Origin of the sequence: Micromonospora sp. NPDC048999, from assembly GCF_040649295.1 — a bacterium.
Lineage (GTDB): Bacteria > Actinomycetota > Actinomycetes > Mycobacteriales > Micromonosporaceae > Micromonospora.
The window spans coordinates 1-15,862 of the sequence record NZ_JBEZFI010000027.1; the positions used below are offsets into that span (position 1 = coordinate 1).

The following is a 15,862-nucleotide window of genomic DNA, read 5'->3' on the forward strand; positions in this document are numbered from 1 at the left end:
GCGCCGATGGTACTGCACTCGGGAGGGTGTGGGAGAGTAGGACACCGCCGGACAAACTTTCGGTCAGGGGCACCCTTCGGGGTGCCCCTGACTGCATTTCATTCGCAAATTCGGCGGGCCGACCCTGAGAGGCAGTGCCGGTCAGCGGGTCTGGATGCCCTCGCGGAGCTGACGGAACAGCGCGGCCGAGTCGTCCATCGAGCGGCCCGGGAACATCGCCATCACCACGCTGCCGTGGTCGGCCCAGCCGCAGACCGCGAAGTCGCCGCCGTCGCCGCTGGTCGTACCGCACTTCATCACGCCGCCCAGGCGGCCGGCGTCGACCTCGTGCAGGCCGGTCACCTTGCCGGTCTCGTCGATCAGCAGCCCGAAGAGGCTGTTCAAATCCCGATCGGGCTGCCAGAGCAAGGTGGTGCCACCGAAGATCAGCACCGACCGCTTCGCGTCCGCCGGGTCGCGGTAGACCGTGCCGAAGCTCCGGTCCAACTCGATGTCGGCCGCGAATCCGTCGCGGAGATACTCCGCGGTGCTGCGGGCCTGCTCGCTGTCGTCTCGGGTCAACCCGGCGACGGTCTCCGGCGCGTCCAGGTGCGTGTCCTTCTGCGCCAGCACCCGCCAGGCGCCGACACCGAGCGTCCCCGCCCCGGCCAGGCCCACGACCAGCGCGGTGGTCAGCGCAATCCGGCGCCGGCGGGAGACCGGGCGGCGCTCGCTCTCCGGTGCCGGGTCCCGGCGGCTCAGCTGGATCGGCTCCTCGGTCAGGTCGACCGGCTCCGGGCCGTCCTCGACAGGACGCTCGGTGAGATGCGCGTCGGACATGTTCGCCACCGTACGCGAACAGGAGGTGGCGCACGTCAGGTCTCCGGAAGCGCTCCGTAGACTTTCTCGGGTGACCGAGAGACTGGATGCCCAACGCCCCGACGCCCCGACCCTTGCCGGCCAGTACCAGCCCGGCGAGGTAGAGCAGCGACGGTACGAGCAGTGGGTAGCCGCCGGCCACTTCCGGGCGTCGGCGGAGAGCGACAAGCCCCCCTTCACCATCGTCATCCCCCCGCCGAACGTGACCGGCTCGCTGCACATGGGGCACGCCTTCGAGCACACCCTGATGGACGCGTTGAACCGGCGTAAGCGGATGCAGGGCTACGAGGCGCTCTGGCTGCCCGGCATGGACCACGCCGGCATCGCCACCCAGAACCTGGTCGAGCGGCAGCTCGCCGGCGAGGGGCTGTCCCGCCACGACCTGGGCCGGGAGAAGTTCGTCGAGCGGGTCTGGCAGTGGAAGGCCGAGTCCGGCGGCGCGATCCTGGGTCAGATGCGGCGCCTCGGGGACGCGGTCGACTGGGACCGCGAGCGCTTCACCATGGACAAGGGCCTGTCCCGGGCTGTGCAGACCATGTTCAAGAAGCTCTTCGACGACGGGCTGATCTACCGGGCGAACCGGATCATCAACTGGTGCCCGCGCTGCCTCACCGCCCTGTCGGACATCGAGGTGGAGCACACCGACGACGAGGGTGAGCTGGTCTCGATCCGCTACAGCGACGACGTCGTGGTGGCCACCACCCGTGCCGAGACGATGCTCGGCGACACCGCGGTCGCGGTGCACCCCGACGACGAGCGCTACCAGCACCTGATCGGCACCGAGGTGGCGGTCCCGCTCACCGACCGACGGATCCTGATCGTCGCCGACGAGCACGTGGACCCGAGCTTCGGCACCGGCATGGTGAAGGTGACCCCGGCGCACGACCCGAACGACTTCGAGATCGGCCAGCGGCACGACCTGCCGGCGCTGACGATCATGGACGAGCGGGGCATCATCACCGCTCCCGGCCCGTTCGAGGGCCTCGACCGGTACGAGGCCCGCCCGGCCATCGTCGCCGCGCTCCGCGAGCAGGGCCTGATCGTGGCCGAGAAGCGGCCGTACGTGCACGCGGTGGGGCACTGCTCGCGGTGCAAGACCACGGTCGAGCCGCGGCTGTCGTTGCAGTGGTTCGTCAACACCGCGCCGCTGGCGAAGGCTGCCGGCGACGCGGTCCGCGACGGCCGGGTGAAGATCGAGCCGGCCGAGTTGGCCAAGCGCTACTTCGCCTGGGTCGACAACATGCACGACTGGTGCATCTCCCGGCAGCTCTGGTGGGGGCACCGTATCCCGGTCTGGTACGGCCCCGACGGCGAGATCGTCTGCGTCGGGCCCGATGAGGAACCGCCGACGGGCGAGGGCTGGCGGCAGGACGAGGACGTCCTCGACACCTGGTTCTCCAGCGGCCTGTGGCCGTTCTCCACCCTCGGCTGGCCCGAGCAGACCCCGGACCTGGCGAAGTTCTACCCGACCAGCGTGTTGGTCACCGGGTACGACATCCTCTTTTTCTGGGTCGCCCGGATGATGATGTTCGGCCTGTACGCGATGGACGGCCGGCCGCCGTTCGACGTGGTCGCCCTGCACGGCATGGTCCGCGACGAGCACGGCAAGAAGATGTCGAAGTCGTTCGGGAACGTGGTCGACCCGCTGGACTGGATCGGCCGGTTCGGTGCCGACGCCACCCGGTTCACCCTGGCCCGGGGCGCCAACCCCGGCCAGGATGTGCCGGTGAGCGAGGAGTGGTGCCAGGGCTCCCGCAACTTCTGCAACAAGCTCTGGAACGCCACCCGTTTCGCGCTGATGAACGGCGCGCACACCGACGGCCCGCTGCCCGACGGCGCGCAGCTCTCCACGGTCGACCGGTGGATCCTGTCCCGGCTGGCGCACGTCACCACCGAGGTGGACGAGCAGTTCGAGGCGTACGAGTTCGCCAAGGTCTGCGACCTGCTGTACCACTTCGCCTGGGACGACGTCTGCGACTGGTACGTGGAGCTGAGCAAGCCGGTGCTCGCCGAGGGCGGGCCGGCGGCGGACGCCACCCGGCGGGTGCTCGGGCACGTGCTGGATCAGCTGCTGCGGCTGCTGCATCCGGTGATCCCGTTCGTCACCGACGAGCTGTGGACGGCGTTGACCGGCGGGGAGACGGTGATGACCGCCGCGTGGCCGGTGGCCGACCGTACCCTCGTTGATGACGCCGCGGAGGGCGAGGTCGTCACCCTGCAGCGGGTGGTGACCGAGGTCCGGCGGTTCCGCTCGGATCAGGGGCTGCGGCCGACGCAGCGGGTGGCGGCCCGGCTCGACGGCCTCGGGCCGGCGGGCATCGGGGCGCACGAGCCGCTGATCCGGTCGCTGGCCCGCCTCGACGCGCCTGGCGACGACTTCCAGGCCAGCGCCACCCTCGCCATGCCCGGCGAGGTCAGCGTCGCGCTGGACACCCGGGGTTCGATCGACGTAGCGGCCGAGCGGGCCCGGCTCACCAAGGACCGGGCGGCCGCCGAGAAGGAGGTCGCGCAGGCGCGGGCGAAGCTGGACAACCCGGCGTTCGTCGGCAAGGCCCCGGAGCAGGTGGTCGGGAAGATCCGTGAGCGGCTTGCGGTGGCCGAGGCGGATCTGGTCCGGATCGACGCCGCGTTGGAGGCGCTGCACTCGTGACCGATCGCACCGAATTCGCCGCGGTGGAAGCCGCGCTCAACGAGCGCGGCTTCACCCGCATGCACTTCGAGCTGGAGAAGATCGAGACCCTGCTCGACCTGCTCGGCAGCCCGCAACGGGCGTACCCGTCGATTCACCTGACCGGCACGAACGGCAAGACCTCGACGGCCCGGATGATCGACTCGCTGCTGCGGGCGTTCGGGCTGCACACCGGCCGCTACACCAGCCCGCACCTGGAGACCGTCCGGGAGCGGATCAGCCTGGACGGGGAGGCGGTCAGCGAGGAGCGCTTCGTCGGCATGTACCGGGAGGTGGCGCCGCTGGCCGAACTGGTCGACCAGCGTTCCGCGGAGCCGCTGACGTACTTCGACATGACCACCGCGCTGGCGTTCGCCACGTTCGCCGACGCCCCGGTCGACGTCGCGGTGGTCGAGGTGGGGCTCGGCGGCGCCGAGGACGCGACCAACGTGATCCAGGCCGGGGTGGCGGTGATCACCCCGATCGGGCTGGACCACACCGAGTGGCTCGGCGACACCATCGAGGACATCGCGCTGCACAAGGCGGGCATCATCCACGCCGGCGCCACCGTGATCGCGGCGGCGCAGGAGGAGGAGGCCGCCCGGCCGATCCTGGAGCGCTGCGCCGAGGTCAGCGCGACCGTCGCCCGGGAGGGCGCCGAGTTCGGCGTGCTACGCCGGGCGGTGGCGGTCGGCGGCCAGGTGCTCACCATCCAGGGTCTCGGCGGCGTGTACGAGGAGATCTTCATTCCGCTGCACGGCGCGCACCAGGCGCAGAACGCGGCCGTGGCGCTCGCCGCGGTCGAGGCTTTCCTCGGGGCGGGAGCGCGGCGGCAGCTCGACGTTGAGACGGTCCGGGAGGGCTTCGCCTCGGCCACCTCGCCGGGCCGGCTGGAGAAGGTGCGTACGGCACCGACGATCCTGCTCGACGGCGCGCACAACCCGCACGGGATGACCGCCACGGTGACGGCGCTCCAGGAGGAGTTCGCGTTCAGCAAGCTGGTCGGGGTGCTCGCCGTGCTCGGTGACAAGGACGTGGCCAGCCTGCTGGAGCTGCTGGAGCCGGTGCTCGACTCGATCGTGGTCACCCGCAACAGCTCGTCCCGGGCGCTGTCCGCCGACGACCTGGCTGCGCTGGCCCGGGAGGTCTTCGGGCCGGAGCGGGTGCAGGTCGCCGAGGAGATGCCGGACGCCATCGAGGCGGCCGTCGCCGAGGCCGAGTCCGACGTACCCGGCGAGCTGGCCGGGGTGGGTGTGCTGATCACTGGATCGGTGGTGACCGTGGCCGACGCTCGCCGGCTGCTCAAGCGATGACCGGCCCGGCGCAGGGGCGCCCCGAAGCCGGGGGCCGGTCGGACGATGCTCGGACGGACGACGCTCGGACGGCGGCGGGCGCGCCGCCGGAGCAGCGGCGGTCCGGGCTGCGCAACCCGGAGAAGGCGGTACGCGGGCTCGGCGCGGGGACGCTCGCGCTGGAGGCGCTGGTGCTGTTGCTGGCCATCCAGCCGATCCGGCTGGTCGGCGGGCATCTCAGCGGCGCCGCCATCGCCGTGATCGTCTCGCTGGCGGTCGCGTGCGTGGTGCTCGCCGGCCAGATGGGACGCCGGTGGGCCTGGCACGCCGGGACGGTGGTGCAGGGCCTGCTGATGCTTGCCGGGCTGCTGCACTGGTCGCTGCTTGCGCTGGGGGTCATCTTCGCCCTGGTGTGGGCGTACGCCCTGCACGTGCGGCGGGTCATCCTCGGCTGAGCGTCAGGCGTCGGCGAGGGTGCGCCACTGGGTGAGCGCGATGCCGTGCCCGTCCGGGTCGCGGAACGCCGCCGCCCACACCTCCAGCTTGGTGCCCCGGTTTACCACCCGCGGGGCGTACGTGAAGCGCACGCCCGCCCCGCGGAGCCGCTCGTAGGCGGCCTGGATGTCGTCGACCTCGAGGTTGACGTGGACCAGCCGGCGGCTGATCGGGACGGCCCCGGTGACCTGGCGTAGCACCAGCCGGGTCGCCCCGAAGGTGAGAACGGCGTTGCCGGCGCCCCGGTCGAGTTCCGCGAAGCCGAGGTCCCGGTAGAAGTCGAGGGACCGGTCCAGGTCGGTGACGAGCAGGGTGATCCCGACTCCGCTGATCGGGTGGGCCACCTCGGCCGGCTCGTCGCCGGCCGGCCCGAAGATCGCCTCGTCCAGTTCCTCCGGGGTCGGCGCCGCCCCGGCGGCCGGTTCGTCCAGCGGCACGTCGACCGGGTCGACCCGGTCGAACTGCTCCTCGACGGGCGGACGCTGCGCCGGGGTGGTGGCCCGACGAGGCAGCGGGCCGCCGGTCGCCGGCTCCACGAGCTGGCCCTCCAGCACCATCGGGCCGCCGGGGCGCTGGTGTACCACCACCGGCTCGCGGTCGTCGGGCAGCATGGTGGCGTCGTCGAGGAGCGGGTCCGACGCGGGCGGGAAGTCGTCGCGGAAGTCGTCCTCCGGGGTGCGGTCCGCCCACGGCGGTGCGTCCTGCGCGATCAGCACCTCGTCGGCCGGTTCGGCGTCGGCGTACTCGGGCGGCAGGTCGGCGAGCGCGGCGGCGATCTCGGCCTGGGTGGGCACCTCGTCCCAGAGGACGCGGACGTGCCGGTGGTCGTTGAGGGCGACCCGGACGGGCAGCGCCTGACCGAGCGACGGCCACTTGGCGACCGAAACCCGTGGCTCGATGATCTTCTTGGACCGGGGCGGAAACCCGGGCGCGTCGATCACGAGCTGGAGTTCGCACCGGCCGAAGGCGTACTGGGTGGGCGGCTCGGAGACGGTGTGCACGTGGCCGAGACCGACGACCCAGGCGCGCCCGCCGCCGCGCACGGTGGCCAGGGCGACCGCCAGCACCAGCAGCGCGACGCCGAAGGCCACGATTGCCCAGCTCGTCATGCCCAGCCCGAACAGCGCGATGAACGTGGCCACGGTGCCCAACACCGTGGCGATCAGCTTGCGTATCGGCGCGATGGGTCGGTTCCCGCCATTCGCCACAGTGGACCTCCGAGAATCTAGGGTTCGTTTCACAAGGCAGGCCCGGCAAGCCGGGTAGAGCCTTGTGAAGCAGGCCCCTAGGGCCAGGCTAGGCCTCATCGGCGACCGACGGAAGGAGCACCGCCGCGCCAGGCCGTTGCTCCTCGGGTGGCCCTCCGGTGAGCGTTCATGGGCATCGCACTAGGCTGGCGGTACCGAGCCCGACCCGCTTGCGCGTACAGGAGGAACCCAGCGTGTCCAGCAGCAGCCCGGATGAGCGCACGCTCGTACTGATCAAGCCTGACGCGGTCCGCCGTGGTCTGGTGGGCGAGATCCTCGCCCGGTTCGAGCGCAAGGGCCTGCGGATCGACGCGCTGGTGTCCCGGACCATCGACGGCGACTTCGCCGACCAGCACTACGCCGAGCACGTGGACAAGGCGTTCTACCCGCCGCTGAAGGCGTTCATGATCGGTGGCCCACTGGTGGCCCTGGTGCTCTCCGGTGACCAGGTGATCGACGTGGTCCGGGGGATGATCGGCAGCACGGACGGCCGTGCGGCCGCCGCCGGCACCATCCGGGGTGACCTCTCCCTGTCCAACCGGGAGAACCTGGTGCACGCCTCCGACTCGGTCGACAGTGCCAAGCAGGAGATCGCCCTCTGGTTCCCCGAGCTGGGCTGACGTCCTCGCCGACGGCCCCGGTCCCCGTCCTGGGGCCGGGGCCGTCGCGCGTGTTCAGCCGGGGACGGCGGCCAGCTTGTCCGGGTTGGCTGTCAGGTAGAGGCCGGTGATCCGGCCGTCGGCGGCGGTGAGGCCGAGCGTGTAGCGGACCCCGGACGGCCAGCGCAACAGCAGCGCGGGCGCGCCGTTCAGCTCGACCGGCGTCGCCGTGACGCCGGGCCGGCGGCGGCCGTAGACGCCGGCGAAGAAGCGGGCGATCCGCTCCGCGCCGTGCACCGGGTTGCGGGCCGCGCGTACCCGGCCGCCGCCGTCTGTCCAGGCGGTGGCGTCGGCCGCGACCAGGCCGGTCAGCCGGGCCAGGTCGCCGTCGCGGGCCGCGGCCAGAAAGGCGTTCAGCAGCCGCCGCTGCTCGGCTGGCCCCGCGGTGAAGCGCCGCCGGTCGTCGGCGAGCCGCGCCGCCGCGCGGTGGTGCAGCTGCCGACAGTCCGCCGCCGACCGGTCCAGCAGGTCGCCGATCTCGGCGTACGGCAGGGCGAACGCGGTGTGCAGCACATACACCGCGCGCTCGGGCGGGGTGAGCCGTTCCAGCAGGTGCAGCAGTGCGCTGGAGAGCGTCTCGCGGAGCTCGACAGTGTCCAGCGGTCCCAGCGGCGTGGCCGTCCCGGTGGGCACCGGCTCGGGCAGCCACGGCCCGACGTACGTCTCCCGGGCGGCCTGCCGGGCGCGCAGCCGGTCCAGCGCCAGCCGGGTCACCACGCGCGACAGGTAGCGGCGCGGCTCGGCGATCGACTCCCGGTCGACGTCCAGCCAGCGCAGGTACGCCTCCTGGAGCACGTCCTCGGCGTCGTGCAGGCTGCCGAGCAGCCGGTACGCCAGCCCGAGCAGCATCGGCCGGTGCGCGGTGAGCGCGCCGGCCGCCTGTGCCGCCTCGATGGTGGTCACACCTCGAGCGGTGGCTGCGCCGGGTGCTGATCACGAGCCGGTTCCACACGTTGATTGTGGCGATCGCGACGAGCAGGTCGGCCAGTTCCTTCTCCGACCAGACCTTCGTCGCGGCGTCCCACACCTCGTCCGGCACGCCGTGCTCGCCGAGCCGGGTGACCGCGTCGGTCAGCGCCAGCGCGGTCCGCTCCCGCTCATCGAAGAAGGGCGCCTCCCGCCACGCGGCGACGGCGAACAGTCGTCGGCTGGACTCGCCGGCCGCGAGCGCGTCCCGGCTGTGCATGTCGACGCAGAACGCGCAGCCGTTGAGCATCGACGCCCGCAGCTTCACCAGCTCCAGCACGGTGTGGTCCAGGTTCTCCCGGACGTACGTCTCCAGCCCCCGCACCGCCTGGTACGCCCCCGGCGCCACCGCCGGCAGATCCATCCGCCTCATCGCCGCCTCCCTCTCCTCTCGGCTTCCACCCCCACGACAGACGCGCACCCGCCGAACGTGACAACCCCCGCTGTGACCGTCGTCATGTCCGAGCCCCTGTTGATCATGAGGTTGGCGGCAGCCGCAGAGATCGACAGCGCCGCTAACCTCACGATCAACAGGGTGAGGGGGGGGTTACATGGTGTCGAGGGAGGCGTGGCGGCGGGATTCGGCCTCGAACAGTTTGAGGAGGGCGGCGGCTAGGAGGGCGTAGCCGAGTCCGACCGTGAACTCGGCGGCGAGTGACGGTGCGGCGGCGGCGAAGCCGTCGCCGGCTGCCAGGTGGCGGGCGGCCTGGGCGGCGTGGGTGATCGGCAGGGCCTCGCCGGCCGCCCGCATCCCGCCGGGCAGCCCGGCGGCGGGAACGTTGACCCCGGTGAGCAGGAGCAGCAGCGCCACCGACACGTTGGAGACCACCCACACGTCCCGGAACCGCAGTCCCAGCGCGCCCAGGGTGAGGCCGAAGAAGCCGCAGGACAGGGCGGCGACCGCCAGGGTCGCCAGCAGGCCGGGCAGGGCGTCGAGGGGTATTCGCAGGCCGAGCAGGAGCGCGCCGACGGTCAGCGTGCTCGCCGCGATGAGCAGGCCGTTCCCGGCGTACGGGAGGACCCGGCCGAGGAAGACGGCGGTGCGGCTGCGCGGGGAGAGCAGCACGTGCCCGAGAGTCCCGAAGCGCCGCTCGTTGGCGACCGCCATGGTGCCACCGAAGACGCAGGAGAGCGAGGCGGCGAGCACCGCGTTGCCGACGATGTAGAAGCGGTCGTCGGCGACCCCGAGCTGCCGCCCGAGGTACGCGAAGAAGAGCAGCTGGAAGATCGGGCCCACCAGCAGCGAACCGATGAACATCGCTGGGGTGGTCCAGTTGAACAGGGCCCGGTAGGCGATCACGCCGCCGGTGCCGATCAGCCGGAAGAGTGCCATCGTTGTCCCTCTCAGGTCAGCGCGAGGGTCGCCGCGGCGCGGGCCCGTCGCTCGACGTACGTCATCATCAGCGCGCCGGCGACCAGGCAGCCGAGGCTGATCGCCAGGCAGATGCCCAGCGACGGCCAGACCGGCCCGCTGCCGGTGGCGGCCTCGCGGACCGCCCGGGCGCCCCAGGTGGTGGGCAGCGCGGCGGCGATCGGGCCGGTCCAGCCGGGCAGCACGGTGATCGGCACCAACATCCCGGAGACCAGCCAGATCGGGTACTCCAGTGTGTTGGTCAGCGCGTTCGCGTTGCGCAGCAGCACGAACGTGGAGGCGAGCAGCAGGCCGAACATGCCCAGCCCGAGGATGCAGCCCGGAACCGCGACCAGGAAGAGCAGCGGGTGCGCGAAGTCCAACGGGATGCCGTACAGCAGCCGGCCCCAGAGCAGCGTGGCGAGCATGGCGTACGTGCCGGTGACCGCGGTCGCCAGGGTGATCGGCAGGATCATCAGCGCGGGTGGGCGGGGCGCCAGCATGATCATCTCCAGGGTGCCCTGCCAGCGCTGCCGTTGGATCGCGCCGCCGGAGCCGAACAGCACCGCCGACCAGACTCCCATCAGGCCGGCGCCGACGGCGGCCTCCAACAGCCGGCCCGGCTCGCCGCCGGCCCGGAACAGGTACACCGCCAGGGTGGCCTGCACCACCGGCACGATCAGCGCGGTGGCAATCTCGAACGAGGAGCGGCTGAGCTGCTTGGTGTGCAGCAGCAGGCCCACCCCGATCATGCGGAGCAGGTTCACGCCGGCACCGCCTCGGCCGGGCGTGCCGGGGCGGCCACCCGGTTGACGATCGCCACGTACGCGTCCTCGAGGGTGGGCTGGCGGGCGCTGACCCGGCCCAGCCGGACCCCGTCCAGCTCGCGCAGCACGTCGGCCTGCACGTCCACCCCCGCGTCGGACTGCACGGTCAGCACCTGTGCCGCCCCGGTCACGGTCACGCTCGCCTCGCGTACGCCGGGCAGGGCGTGGATCGCGGCGAGCTGGGCGTCGCTCACCCCGTACGCCTCGACCTCCAGCACCTGCCGGCCGTCGGCGTGGTGCCGCAGCTCGGCGGGGGTGCCGAGGGCCTGGATGGTGCCGTTGGCGATCACCGCGATCCGGTCGCACAGCTCGTCGGCCTCGGCCATGTAGTGCGTGGTCAGCAGCACGGTGGTGCCGGTGGCGGCCAGGTCGGCGACGGTCTGCCGCAGCTCCCGGGCGGCCACCGGGTCCACCCCGATCGACGGCTCGTCGAGGAAGAGCACCCGAGGCCGGTGCAGCAGGCCACGGGCGATGTGCAGCCGCTGCCGCATGCCCCGGGAGTAGCCCTCCACCCGCTCGTTCTCCCGGCCGTCGAGGCGGACCAGCGCCAGCAGCTCGGCGATCCGCCGCTGCTGCTCCCGCCCCGGCACGCCGTACAGCTCGGCGAAGTAGCGCAGGTTGTCCCGGGCGGAGAGCCGGTCGTACAGGCCCCGGTCGCCGCCGAAGACGTACCCGATCCGCCGGCGTACCTCCCGGGTCTGCGTGACCACGTCGTGGCCGCAGATCCGGGCGCTGCCGGCGGTCGGGATGAGCAGCGTGTTCAGCAGCTTGATGGTGGTGGTCTTCCCGGCGCCGTTCGGTCCGAGCAGGCCGAACAGCTCCCCGTTGCCGACCGTCAGGTCGACGCCGCGGACCGCCTCCACCTCCCGGCGCTGGGGTCGTAACCATCCGGTACGGCTGCGGTAGGTGCGGCGCAGCCCGGCCGCCTCGATCGCGTACTCGCTCATGGCGGGGAATCTAGGGACGCCGGGCGGGGTGGGGAAACGAATTCGGCGCTCGCCGAATCCTCAGGCGGAGGCGGCCGCCGGGTCGGCGCCGATCAGGGTGACCAGAGCCAGACCGGCCGGTTCCAGGCCGTACAGCACCCGCCGGCCCACCCGGCGGCGGTGCACCACCCCGGCGGCGCAGAGCGCGGCGAGGTGCTCGGAGACGGTGCTCGGGGCGAGCCCGAGGGTGGCGGCGAGCCCGGCGGTGGTGGCCGGTCGGGCCAGCGCCCGCAGCACCTGGGCCCGACCCCGGCCCAGCAGGATCGCCAGCCGGTCGGTGCCGGGAACGTCCGCCGTCGGGCTGGGCCCGCCCTCGGCCAGCACCACCGCCCCACGGGCCTGGTAGGACACCGCGACGATCTCCGGATGGTCGGTGGAGCAGGCCAGCGCGCCCCGGGAGAAGATCAGCGGGATCAGCAGCAGTCGCTGGTTCAACGCCTGGAAGCTCTGCTCCAGGGATTTGACCAGGGTGAGCACCGGCCGTTCCCAGCGCACCCGCTCGTGCAGGTCAGCCAGGAGCGCGTCCGGGCCGTCCGCGGCGAGGGCCCGGGCCCGGTGCAGCACCTCCTCGTCGAGCGCCGCCCGCATCGCCGGCCACCACGGGGCGATGGCCGCGTTCCAGTACGCCTCGATCCCGTCGGCGAGCCGGTCCAGCGTGGCCTGCCGGTCGGTGACGAACGGGCGCAGCCAGTCCGGCAGGTCGTCCGGGTGGTGGTAGCGGGGGATCTGGTCGGCGATCACCTCGGCCGGGGTGGCCCGCAGCGCGGCCAACTCCTCGGCCAGCGTGGGGGCCGGCGACGGCGGGATCGGGGTGAGGAAATCCGGTGCCAGGTCGGCGGCGGTGAGCAGCCGGGCCGGCGCCGCCTCCGGCACCTCGGCCAGCACCCGGCGGGCGTGCCGGGCCCAGCCGGTGTACGGCCAGGGCACCTCTGCCGGGTGCCGCTTCAGCAGGTAGAGGCTGGTCAGCGCCTCCCAGAGCGGGCTGGTGGCGATCCGGGTGCGGGCCAGCGTGGGCTCGTCCAACTCGATCCGGATCACAGCGGGAGAGATTACTCGGAGGCGGTGGGCCGGAGGCGTCGAGTATCCTTGACCACCGAAAGGCGACGACCCGGCCATCACCGGCGAGCCTCCGGAAGAACAGCCGGGTGACCGGCCCAGTAGAACCGGACGGGACGGCCCGTCACAGCCGGCCAACGAGCGGGCGGTCGCACCTTGACCGCCAAGCGGGGTGGTACCGCGGGCCTTGCCCCGGGCACGCCGGACGGCGTACCGGAGAAGGGTTCGTCCTCGCAGACCCACCTGACGTGTGATCTGCTGAGGAGAGCGACCCCCGATGGCCTATCCGTTGCACGACCCGACCGGCGCCGGCGTCCCGGCGAGCCCGGACCTGCCCGCGGTGGAGCGCCGGGTCCTGGAGCACTGGACGGCCGACAAGACCTTCGAGGCGTCCGTCGAGGCCCGCCCCGCCGGGGAAGACGGGAAGAACGAGTACGTCTTCTACGACGGCCCGCCGTTCGCGAACGGCCTGCCGCACTACGGCCACCTCTTCACCGGGTACGTCAAGGACCTGGTGCCGCGCTACCAGACCATGCGCGGCCGCCGGGTGGAGCGGCGCTTCGGCTGGGACTGCCACGGCCTGCCGGCCGAGGTGGTGGCCGAGAAGCAGCTCGGCATCACCAGCAAGGCGGAGATCCTCGACCTGGGCGTGGCCCGGTTCAACGAGGCGTGCCGCACCTCCGTGCTGGAGTTCACCCAGGACTGGGAGCGGTACGTGACCCGGCAGGCCCGCTGGGTCGACTTCGCCAACGACTACAAGACGCTCGACCTGGACTACATGGAAAGCGTCATGTGGGCCTTCAAGACCCTGCACGACAAGGGTCTGGTCTACGAGGGCTTCCGGGTGCTGGCGTACTGCTGGCGGTGCGAGACGCCGCTGTCGAACACCGAGACCCGGATGGACGACGTCTACAAGGACCGGCATGACCCCACCCTGACGGTCTGGTTCGAGCTGACCCCGGACGAGTCGGCCCCCGAGCTGGTGCGCGGCCCGGTCAAGCTCGGCGTCTGGACCACCACGCCGTGGACCCTGCCGTCGAACCTGGCGCTCGCCGTCGGTCCCGACATCGAGTACGCGGTGCTGGAACGCGACGGCGCCCGCTACCTGGTGGGCGCCGCGCGGCTGGCCGCGTACGCCAAGGAGCTGGAGGGGTACGAGCAGGTCGGCGCCGTGCGCGGCGCGGACCTGGTCGGGCGCCGCTACACCCCGCTCTACGACTTCCTGGTCGAGCAGGCCGGCGACAACGCGTACCAGGTGCTCGGCGCGGAGTTCGTCACCACCGAGGACGGCACCGGGATCGTCCACCTGGCCCCGGCCTTCGGCGAGGACGACCAGAACACCTGCAACGCGGCCGGCATCCCGACCATCGTCACCGTGGACGACCACACCCGGTTCACCGCGCTCGTCCCGCCGTACGAGGGTGAGCAGGTCTTCGACGTCAACAAGTCGGTGATCCGGGAGCTGAAGGAGCGGGGGGTGGTGCTCCGGCAGGACACCTACACCCACTCGTACCCGCACTGTTGGCGTTGCGACACGCCGCTGGTCTACAAGGCGGTGTCGTCCTGGTTCGTGGCGGTGACCCAGTTCAAGGACCGGATGGTCGAGCTCAACCAGCAGATCAACTGGACCCCGGGGCACATCAAGGACGGCTCGTTCGGCAAGTGGCTGGCCAACGCCCGGGACTGGTCGATCAGCCGGAACCGGTTCTGGGGCTCGCCGATCCCGGTGTGGAAGTCCGACGACCCGAACTACCCCCGGGTCGACGTGTACGGCTCGCTGGCCGACATCGAGCGCGACTTCGGCGTACGCCTGAGCGACCTGCACCGGCCGGCGGTGGACGACCTGGTTCGCCCCAACCCGGACGACCCGACCGGCAGGTCGATGATGCGCCGGGTGCCGGAGGTGCTGGACTGCTGGTTCGAGTCCGGCTCGATGCCGTTCGCCCAGGTGCACTACCCGTTCGAGAACCGCGACTGGTTCGAGCACCACTACCCCGGCGACTTCATCGTGGAGTACATCGGGCAGACCCGCGGCTGGTTCTACACCATGCACGTGCTGGCCACCGCGCTGTTCGACCGGCCGGCGTTCCGTAACTGCCTCAGCCACGGCATCCTGCTCGGCTCCGACGGGCGCAAGATGTCCAAGAGCCTGCGCAACTATCCGGACGTCTACCACGTCTTCGACTCGTACGGGTCGGACGCGATGCGCTGGATGCTGATGTCCTCGCCGGTGCTGCGCGGCGGCGACATGTCGGTCACCGAGGTGGGCATCCGGGACGCGGTGCGCCAGGTGCTGCTGCCGCTGTGGAACGTCTGGTACTTCTTCTCGCTCTACGCCAACGCCGACGGGTACACCGCCCGTCGCCGGACCGACTCGACCCATCTCCTCGACCGGTACGTGCTGGCGAAGACGAACGAGCTGGTGTCGACGGTCCAGGGGCAGATGGACGCGTACGACATCTCCGGGGCCTGCGCCACCGTCCGGTCCTACCTGGACGCGCTGACCAACTGGTACGTGCGCCGGTCCCGGGACCGGTTCTGGTCCGGGGACGCCGACGCCTTCGACACCCTGTGGACGGTGCTGGAGACGCTCTGCCGGGTGGTGGCGCCGCTGGCGCCGCTGACCGCGGAGGAGATCTGGCGCGGGCTCACCGGCGAACGGTCGGTGCACCTGACCGACTGGCCGACGGCGGACGAGTTCCCGGCCGACCACGACCTGGTGACCGCGATGGACGCCACCCGGGCGGTCGCGTCGGCGGCGCTGTCGCTGCGGAAGGCCAAGGGGCTGCGGGTCCGGCTGCCGCTGTCGAAGCTGACCGTGGCCTCGCCCCGGGCGGACCAGCTGCGGCCCTTCGCCGACCTGGTCGCCGACGAGGTCAACGTGAAGGCGGTGGAGTACACCGAGGAGGTGTCCGCGTACTGCCAGCAGGTGCTGACGGTGGTGCCGCGGGCGCTCGGCCCCCGAGTCGGCAAGGCGGTCCAGCAGGTCATCAAGGCGGTCAAGGCGGGGGAGTGGGAGCTGGTCGACGGCGCCCCGGTCGCCGCCGGCGTCACCCTGGCCGAGGGCGAGTACGAGCTGCGCCTGGTCGCCGCCGACGCCGAGAACTCCGCGCCGCTGCCCGGCGGCGAGGGCGTGGTCGTGCTGGACACCCGGGTCACCCCGGAGCTGGCCGCCGAGGGGCTGGCCCGGGACGTGGTCCGGGCGGTGCAGCAGGCCCGCCGGGCCGCCGACCTGGACGTATCGGACCGGATCGTGGTGTCGGTCTCGGCCTCGGAGGAGGTGCGGGCGGCGGTCGCCGCGCACCTGGACTTCGTGGCCCGGGAGGTGCTCGCGCAGAGCGTCGACTTCGCCGAGGGCGTCGAGGGTTTCCCCGGCGAGGTCGGCGACGGAGAGCACGTGACGGTCGCTGTCCGCCGGGTATGAGGTGTAAGGAGGGGCCCCCTCTTAGGAGGGGCC

12 protein-coding genes and 1 pseudogene are annotated in these 15,862 nt (G+C 72.1%); 5 read left to right on the forward strand and 8 right to left on the reverse strand.

The features are described 5' to 3' along the window. Positions 1 to 141: 141 nt before the first annotated feature. On the reverse strand, positions 142 to 819 hold the full coding sequence (locus AB0C02_RS23425) for a hypothetical protein (protein ID WP_357550929.1): 678 nt from the start codon (positions 817 to 819) through the stop codon (positions 142 to 144). Positions 820 to 889: 70 nt separating this feature from the next. Here AB0C02_RS23425 and AB0C02_RS23430 point away from each other — a divergent pair, with 70 nt between their 5' ends. Genes AB0C02_RS23430 through AB0C02_RS23440 form a run of 3 tightly spaced genes read left to right on the forward strand, consistent with a single transcriptional unit; the run spans position 890 to position 5,273 of the window. Beyond that, a complete protein-coding gene (locus tag AB0C02_RS23430; RefSeq protein ID WP_357550930.1) occupies positions 890 to 3,508 on the forward strand; it encodes a valine--tRNA ligase in 2,619 nt (872 codons plus the stop codon). After that, on the forward strand, positions 3,505 to 4,839 hold the full coding sequence (locus AB0C02_RS23435) for a folylpolyglutamate synthase/dihydrofolate synthase family protein (RefSeq protein ID WP_357550931.1): 1,335 nt from the start codon (positions 3,505 to 3,507) through the stop codon (positions 4,837 to 4,839). Before AB0C02_RS23430 ends, AB0C02_RS23435 begins: the two co-directional genes overlap by 4 nt. Continuing rightward, positions 4,836 to 5,273, forward strand: coding sequence for a DUF4233 domain-containing protein (locus tag AB0C02_RS23440; RefSeq protein WP_357550932.1), 438 nt, complete (start codon positions 4,836 to 4,838; stop codon positions 5,271 to 5,273). The genes AB0C02_RS23435 and AB0C02_RS23440 overlap by 4 nt, the downstream gene beginning before the upstream one ends. A 3-nt stretch (positions 5,274 to 5,276) precedes the next feature. On the opposite strand, the gene AB0C02_RS23445 is transcribed toward AB0C02_RS23440, so the two are convergent. After that, entirely contained in the window at positions 5,277 to 6,521 is a 1,245-nt protein-coding gene (locus AB0C02_RS23445) for a VOC family protein (protein WP_357550933.1), read from the reverse strand. 233 nt (positions 6,522 to 6,754) lie between these two features. Here AB0C02_RS23445 and ndk point away from each other — a divergent pair, with 233 nt between their 5' ends. Beyond that, entirely contained in the window at positions 6,755 to 7,180 is a 426-nt protein-coding gene (gene ndk, locus AB0C02_RS23450) for a nucleoside-diphosphate kinase (RefSeq protein WP_357550934.1), read from the forward strand. 54 nt (positions 7,181 to 7,234) lie between these two features. Here ndk and sigJ read toward each other — a convergent pair whose 3' ends face one another. The 6 genes and pseudogenes from sigJ to AB0C02_RS23480 form a co-directional block, all read right to left on the reverse strand. Next, positions 7,235 to 8,122 carry an RNA polymerase sigma factor SigJ gene (gene sigJ, locus AB0C02_RS23455; RefSeq protein WP_357550935.1) on the reverse strand — a complete coding sequence of 296 codons (888 nt, stop codon included), beginning with the start codon at positions 8,120 to 8,122 and terminating at the stop codon, positions 7,235 to 7,237. 25 nt (positions 8,123 to 8,147) lie between these two features. Next, positions 8,148 to 8,558 (reverse strand): annotated as a pseudogene (locus AB0C02_RS23460) (carboxymuconolactone decarboxylase family protein); the annotation flags it as partial. A 174-nt stretch (positions 8,559 to 8,732) separates the two neighbouring features. Further along, positions 8,733 to 9,518, reverse strand: a complete 786-nt coding sequence (locus tag AB0C02_RS23465) for an ABC transporter permease (RefSeq protein ID WP_357550936.1) — start codon at positions 9,516 to 9,518, stop codon at positions 8,733 to 8,735. Between the two features lie 11 nt (positions 9,519 to 9,529). Next, on the reverse strand, positions 9,530 to 10,303 hold the full coding sequence (locus AB0C02_RS23470) for an ABC transporter permease (RefSeq protein WP_357550937.1): 774 nt from the start codon (positions 10,301 to 10,303) through the stop codon (positions 9,530 to 9,532). Beyond that, positions 10,300 to 11,310 carry an ABC transporter ATP-binding protein gene (locus AB0C02_RS23475; RefSeq protein ID WP_357550938.1) on the reverse strand — a complete coding sequence of 337 codons (1,011 nt, stop codon included), beginning with the start codon at positions 11,308 to 11,310 and terminating at the stop codon, positions 10,300 to 10,302. The genes AB0C02_RS23470 and AB0C02_RS23475 overlap by 4 nt, the downstream gene beginning before the upstream one ends. A 60-nt stretch (positions 11,311 to 11,370) precedes the next feature. Then, positions 11,371 to 12,387 (reverse strand): ArsR family transcriptional regulator, encoded by a 1,017-nt coding sequence (locus AB0C02_RS23480; RefSeq protein ID WP_357550939.1) that lies wholly within the window; start codon positions 12,385 to 12,387, stop codon positions 11,371 to 11,373. A gap of 295 nt (positions 12,388 to 12,682) precedes the next feature. On the opposite strand from AB0C02_RS23480, the gene ileS reads away from it, so the two are divergent. Then, the gene (gene ileS, locus AB0C02_RS23485) at positions 12,683 to 15,829 is read left to right on the forward strand and encodes an isoleucine--tRNA ligase (RefSeq protein ID WP_357550940.1); all 3,147 of its coding nucleotides are present in this window, start codon (positions 12,683 to 12,685) and stop codon (positions 15,827 to 15,829) included. Positions 15,830 to 15,862 lie beyond the last annotated feature (33 nt).

Excerpts from the sequence above, each read along its gene's own strand:
- AB0C02_RS23425 (WP_357550929.1), bottom strand. The coding sequence starts at position 819 with ATGTCCGACGCGCATCTCACCGAGCGTCCTGTCGAGGACGGCCCGGAG.
- AB0C02_RS23440 (WP_357550932.1), top strand. The coding sequence starts at position 4,836 with ATGACCGGCCCGGCGCAGGGGCGCCCCGAAGCCGGGGGCCGGTCGGAC.
- AB0C02_RS23465 (WP_357550936.1), bottom strand. The coding sequence starts at position 9,518 with ATGGCACTCTTCCGGCTGATCGGCACCGGCGGCGTGATCGCCTACCGG.
- AB0C02_RS23475 (WP_357550938.1), bottom strand. The coding sequence starts at position 11,310 with ATGAGCGAGTACGCGATCGAGGCGGCCGGGCTGCGCCGCACCTACCGC.
- ileS (WP_357550940.1), top strand. The coding sequence starts at position 12,683 with ATGGCCTATCCGTTGCACGACCCGACCGGCGCCGGCGTCCCGGCGAGC.